Annotated in this window: 4 protein-coding genes; 2 read left to right on the top strand and 2 right to left on the bottom strand. The window is 68.1% G+C overall.

Features of this window, described 5'->3' with window-relative positions:
• Positions 1-401 precede the first annotated feature (401 nt).
• Positions 402-1,709, top strand: coding sequence for an HNH endonuclease signature motif containing protein (locus tag AC1DTF_RS15545; RefSeq protein ID WP_477474710.1), 1,308 nt, complete (start codon positions 402-404; stop codon positions 1,707-1,709).
• Positions 1,710-1,852: 143 nt separating this feature from the next.
• Here the strand turns inward: AC1DTF_RS15545 and AC1DTF_RS15540 are convergent, their stop codons facing one another.
• The gene (locus tag AC1DTF_RS15540; protein ID WP_477474712.1) at positions 1,853-3,844 is read right to left on the bottom strand and encodes an MFS transporter; all 1,992 of its coding nucleotides are present in this window, start codon (positions 3,842-3,844) and stop codon (positions 1,853-1,855) included.
• 195 nt (positions 3,845-4,039) lie between these two features.
• The gene (locus AC1DTF_RS15535; protein ID WP_477474711.1) at positions 4,040-5,254 is read right to left on the bottom strand and encodes a multidrug effflux MFS transporter; all 1,215 of its coding nucleotides are present in this window, start codon (positions 5,252-5,254) and stop codon (positions 4,040-4,042) included.
• A gap of 225 nt (positions 5,255-5,479) precedes the next feature.
• Here AC1DTF_RS15535 and AC1DTF_RS15530 point away from each other — a divergent pair, with 225 nt between their 5' ends.
• A complete protein-coding gene (locus tag AC1DTF_RS15530) occupies positions 5,480-6,229 on the top strand; it encodes a hypothetical protein (protein WP_477474709.1) in 750 nt (249 codons plus the stop codon).
• Positions 6,230-6,323 lie beyond the last annotated feature (94 nt).

Raw genomic sequence — 6,323 nt, 5'->3', positions numbered from 1 at the left:
ACATCGAGGTCACCGACCGACACGTCGGTGACCGATGCACCGGGAATCTGAAGAAGACGGTTAAATGCAGTACTGACGCGCACGCGGATGGATCCTCTGGTTGAGGTTGGTGTGGTAACCCCGAAACCTAGAGGCACACCGCGTGCGCGTCCTTCATCTCTGCGTGGACACGCCGAGAGCGCTTGTGCTGCAGTATTAACCGACCCTGAACAGCAAGAAAGCGCCCACTAGAACACTAGGAGCGCCACACAAGTTCGAATGCAACGTAGCTCCCAACGCGACTCGGTGAGCTGCAGACCGCGACTCCGGTCGCCGATTGGTTCGATGGTCCCGTGGGACCGGTCGGACCGTATTGACTGATCGTGCCCTTGGGGCACCTTCTGTGAAAGTCGGTATCCACTATGGACGCCACCCATCTCGACACGTTTGTCGATGCGTTGATTGACGATCTCGCTGTTGCGCCACCGGGTGAGGACGGTGAGCGCCGGCTGTTTGATCTGTTGGACTGTCCCCGCCGCATCGTCGATGAGCAGCCCCTGCTGGCGGTGCTGGTCGCTGCGGTCACCGCGCGCAATCTCCTGGATCATGTTATCGCCCAGGCGATTACGGCCACCGAGCGGCTTGGGATCCCGGCACGTGAGCATCTTCGCTCGGGAGCTGATCTGCTCACCAGCTGTGGTGTTGCGCCCGGCGCGGCGTACCGGGCCGCGCGGGTGGGGCGCGCGGCACACACGCTGCCGGCGTTGACCCGGGCCCAGCGCCTCGGCGGGGTCGGCATCGAATTCGCCGACGCCATCGGCAAAGGGGTCACCCACATCAGCGCCAGGGTCCCGTTGTCCGAGGAGGAGCGAGCCATGGTCGTCACCACGTTGATGATTCAGACCACGCCGTCGCAGGTGGCCGAGAAAGCCCGCGAGATCGCCATCGACAAAGCCGCCACCCAACCAGTCGAAGACGGCACGGTGCCGGTCGCGGAAAACCGCGACCTCAACGACCTGACCCTGGTGCAGACCGATGACGGACGAGTCACCGCCACCCTGGATCTCGACGTGCTCACGGGCGAAGAACTGCTCGCCGCGCTCGATCCGCTGTGCCGGCCGATACCCCTGCCAGACGGCTCACCAGACCCACGGCCGACCGGGCGTCGCCGCGCCGATGCGTTCGGTCAGGTGATGCGCACCTACCTGTCGCACTCACAGCGTCCGATGAGCGGTGGTGTCCTTCCGCATGTCACGCTCATCCGACCTGCTGCAGATGGGTCCGTGAACTCCCTCGGGTTCACCGGACCGATCAGCACCGTCACCGCTGACCTGATCACCTGCGACAGCACCCTCACCACGGTGACCGTCGACCCCGCCGGGGCGCCGCTGGACGTCGGACGCGCCGAGCGACTGTTCACGCCCGTGATCCGGAAAGGGTTGGCAGTGCGTGACGGTGGGTGTGCGTATCCGGGATGCGGGTGCCCGGTGTCGTGGTGCGATGCCCACCACATCACCCCGTGGAGCAGCGGGGGCACCACCAGCATCGACAACGGCGTGCTGCTCTGTCGACTGCACCACACCGCGATCCACCACGGCGGCTGGCAGGTCTACCTCGGCGCCGACCGCCACCCCTGGTTCATCCCACCCCACAACCCCGGCGAACCCGAGCAGGCGCACCTGCGCTCCCACGCACGACGCACCATGACCGACCTACCCACCGCTGCATAGCCAAACCCTTTGCGCACCTTGATAACTACACAGAGAAATCACACGCGGCGGGAACCGGCACACACCACCGAGCCGGACCCGCCACGACGAATCCGCGGTACAACCCTGCGACGCTGCGCATCCCGAGGTCGCGGGTACGCGGCTCAGTCCTCGCGGGAATGCCTGCCGCGGCTCGGCCGGGAATGCCGGCCGGTGGACTCGGCCTGATCGGAGGCGGTCGGCTGCTCGAGCGGCTGGAACCAGCCCTGCTGGTCGGTGTGAAAACCGTTGCGGGCCTGACTGATCTGGCCGTCTGCGGGGGCGGCCAGCAGATCGTCGAGGATGCTGCGCCACGCCGCGTCATGCGGCCGCGCTTCCGGTTCGGGCGCGGGTGCCGGTAGGGACTCGGGCTCGGGTGCCGTCTCCGACTCGGGCTCGGGCTCGGGCTCGGGCTCGAAATCCTGAACCGGCTGCACCTCGTCGGTGACGTGCTGCCAGGTCTCGACCGGACCCGGATGCCAAGCGTCGGCGGGCGCGGGCAACGGATGCTCGACGTGTTCGTAGAGGCGGTCGGTGGGCGGCTCGGCGGGCTCGTCGACGACGGTCGGGATGAGGTCGGTCGGCGGGTCCGCGGCGCGGATCGCCTGCTGCCAGTCCACGGTGTACTCGACGTAATCGTCCTGATCGTCCCAGTCCTCGTCGAGCGAATGCTGCTCATCGACCGGGTGCACCTGCGGTGCCTGCACGACAGCACTCGGGGCGGCCGGCGCGGTCACGAAGCCGCGCAGGAAGATCGCGCCCACCACACCGACCAGGGCGATGAACGCCGGCAGCAACAACGACTGCGCCAGCGCCTCGGAGAACGCACCATGCAGATATCCGGGCAGCGCGGGGGCCGGACCCTCAGCGGTCACCTCGACACCGGCAGCGGAGAGTTCCGCACTGATCCGGATCGTCATGAACGCCGCCATCGCGGCGCTGCCCAGCACGGCGCCCACCTGACGTGTCGCGTTGTAGACCCCGGAACCCGCACCCGCGGACTCCGGTGACATGTTCCGGGTGGCGGTCGCGGCCAGCGGCGAGAAGATGAAAGCCATGCCGATGCCCATCGCCGTCAGCGGCAACAGCAGCCGCCAGATGGGCGTCGCCGGCGTCAGTTCGAAGGACAGCCAGGTCAGCGCGATCGCCAGGGTGGAGAAGCCGAAACCGATGACCGGCGTCGGGTGGGTGCGATCGACGATCCGCCCCACCAGTGGCGCCAGCACACCGGAGGCGATCGCCATCGGTGCGGTCAGCAGTGCCGAGCGGGTGTAGGACAGCCCGGCCACCACCGGCGCATAGAACATCACCGGCAGGATCATCGCGGTCACCACGAAACCGATGACGGCGCCGCCGAGGGCGGACAGCGTGAAGTTGCGGTCGCGGAAGATCTTCAGCGGGATGAGCGGTTCGTGCGGATTGATCGACTGCCAGTAGACGAATGCCACCAGCAGCGCGGCCCCGGTCGCGAGCACCGCCCAGATCCACGGCTCCYACTGGTGCGACTGCCCCTCCTGCAGAGCGAAGACGATGAGGAACATCGCCAGGCCCGACAGCGCGACGCCCAGGATGTCGAAGCGGTGCAGGGTGGTGGGCAGGGTCGGCACGAGCCACAGCGCCAGGCCCAGACCGATGATGCCGATCGGCACGTTGACGAAGAAGATCCACTGCCAGCCCAGTCCGTCGACCAGGAGTCCGCCGGCGATCGGGCCGACCAGGGTGGCCACGCCGGCAGTCGCGCCCCAGACGCTCATCGCCACACCGCGCCCGGCCGCCGGGAAGATCCGGGTGATCATGGACAGCGTCTGCGGGGTCAGCAGCGCGGCACCCAGACCCTGCACCACCCGCGCCGCGATGAGCACTTCGATGGAGCCGGCCAGCCCGCACCACAACGAGGCGGCGGTGAACACCGTCAGGCCGATCAGATACAGGTTCTTCGGGCCGAACCGGTCGCCGAGCCGGCCCGCCACCAGCAACGGAACCGCGTAGGCGAGCAGATAGGCACTGGTCACCCAGATGACACCGTCGTAGTCGGTGTCCAGCGCTTCCATGATCCGTTTGTTGGCGACGGCGACGATCGTGGAATCGACCAGGATCATGAAGAACCCGACCAGCATCGCCCACAGGGCGTGCCACGGGTTGGCTTGGCGGGCCTCCTCGGTCAGCCGGGGGGCCACGGGCGCGCTTCGGTCAGAGGGGTTCTCGAACATCTACTTCGTCATCAGGAGATCGGCGATCTGCCCGACGCTACGGACCCGCCCGAATCCCGACAAGTCAGGGCCGGTCACACCGGAAAACCCGGCGGCCGGTGATCACGCCGGTTCGGACAGTGGATCGCCGAGTACCTCGGCGTCTCCGGGGGCTTCTCCGTCGCGGGACGGGAGCCCGACGAACACCATGGCGCCCAGCGCGACGGCCGAACCGACCAGCATCACCAGCGCCAGTGCGAACTCGTTGTTGCCCAGCATGCCGACCACCGGGGCCGTGATCGCGCCCAGGCCGAACTGCGCGGCACCCAGTAGGGCGGCCGCGGTGCCCGAGGCGTCGTGATGCCGCGACAGCGCGACGGCCGGCGCGTTCGGCAGGACCAGGCCCATCCCGCCGAGGATCACCAGTACCGGCGCCAGGAATCCGGCCAGCCCGGCGACCCCGGTCACCGCCAGTACGACGAACACGATGGCGGCAATGACGGACACGATCAGGGCGACGAGCATGATCGCCTGCGGGGTGAACCGGCGCAGCAGGACCACGTTGGACTGGGTGGCGCCGATCAGGATGATCGCGCCGGCGGCGAACACCAGCGCGAAGGACTGCTGGTTCAACCCGTAGTCGCCCTGAAGCACGAACGGCGCGGCGGCGATATAGCCGAACAGCCCGGCCATGCTCAGCGCGGCCACCAGCACCAGCGTCACGAACCGGACGTCGCGCAGCAGCTCGCCGTAGGTGGCGACGATGGAGCGCACGTGCAGCGGACGCCGATTGGGCACCGGCAGCGTCTCGGGTAGCGCCAGCGCGGCGAGCAGGAGCAGCAGCCCGGCCAGCACCACCAGGACGGCGAAGATCCAGTGCCACGACGCCTTGAGCAGTACCACCGCACCCAACGACGGCGCGATGACGGGAGCGACACCGAGCACCAGGATCAGCCGGGACATGACGGTCGCCGCGGCGGAGTCCACGTAGAGGTCGCCGACGACGGCGACGGCCACCACGGCCGCGGCGGCGGCACCGAATCCCTGCAGCACCCGCCCGGCGCCGAGCACCTCGATGTTCGGCGCGAACAGGCAGATCAGGGAGGCCACCATGTGCAGCGAGATGCCGGCCATCAGCGGAATGCGTCGCCCCAGCGAGTCCGAGAGCGGTCCGATGATCAGCTGCCCGAAGGCCAGCCCGGCCAGCGTGCCGGTGAGCGTCAACTGCACCACCGACGAGGACACCGAAAGGTCCTCGGCGATCCGGGGCAGCGCCGGCAGATACATGTCGATGGTCAGCGGGCCGAGCGCGATCATCAGTCCCAGGACGGCGATCATCCGGAGCCTGCTGGGCGCCACTGGCTCGGTTGTCACGCCCAGGGATGTTGCCACGACTATGGCCAGCGTCGCACCGCCGTATTTTCTTCCCGGTCGGGCAGTGACCGCCGTCACTGTGCGGGCGGGCACGCGGACTGGACCCCCACTCGTTGAACGGGCACTAACCTGGGTATTCGACAGGCACCGTGGGACCCGATCCCAGGGATGCGATGGGAGAAACCACCGATGAACGCTCGGTCCAGCAGCAAGAATCTGCCCGCGGTCCGCGAGGGATCCGACGAGGATCCCAGTGCCGCCGCCAAGGCCCTGTCCCAGATCCTGGAGCGCAGCACCCGGTTGCAGGCGCCGGCCGTCACCGCGTACGTGGACCGGTTGCGCAAGCAGCGCCCCGACGCCACACCGGCCGAGATCATCACCTCGCTGGAGAAGCACTACCTGGCCGCGGTGATGGCCAGCGGCGCCGCGGTCGGTTCGGCTGCCGCGTTCCCGGGTATCGGCACGCTCGTGGCGATGTCCGCGGTCGCCGGCGAGACCMTGGTGTTCCTGGAGGCGACGGCGGTGTTCGCGCTGGCGGTCGCCGAGGTGCACGGCATCCCCGCCGATCATCGCGAGCGACGCCGCGCGCTGGTGCTGGCCGTACTCGTCGGCGAGGACAGCAAGCGTGCGGTGGCCGATCTGCTCGGCGGCGGTCGTACCAGCGGCGCATGGATCTCCGACGGGSCCGCGACGCTGCCGCTGCCCGCGGTGTCGCAGCTGAACAACCGGTTGCTGAAGTACTTCGTCAAGAAGTACGCCCTCAAGCGCGGGGCGATCGCGTTCGGCAAACTGCTGCCGGTGGGCGTCGGCGCGGTGGTGGGTGGCGTCGGTAACCGGTTGATGGGCAAGCGAATCGTCAAGAATGCGGCCCTCGCGTTCGGCAGCCCGCCGCCGAGGTGGCCGTCGACCCTACACGTGCTGCCCTCCGCCCAGCTGTGAGTGACAAGTGACACTCTCGTGGTGAGGGTGTGTTCTGAGGCGTAGCCTTTAGTCGGCCAAATGCGGGAAACCGTAAATAATCAGCGGGCGGGCG

The sequence above is a fragment of the Mycobacterium sp. P4_H6 genome, from assembly GCF_056400845.1.
This window is presented reverse-complemented; position numbering and strand designations above follow the sequence as displayed.

Excerpts from the sequence above, each read along its gene's own strand:
- AC1DTF_RS15545 (WP_477474710.1), top strand. The coding sequence starts at position 402 with ATGGACGCCACCCATCTCGACACGTTTGTCGATGCGTTGATTGACGAT.
- AC1DTF_RS15535 (WP_477474711.1), bottom strand. The coding sequence starts at position 5,254 with ATGATCGCCGTCCTGGGACTGATGATCGCGCTCGGCCCGCTGACCATC.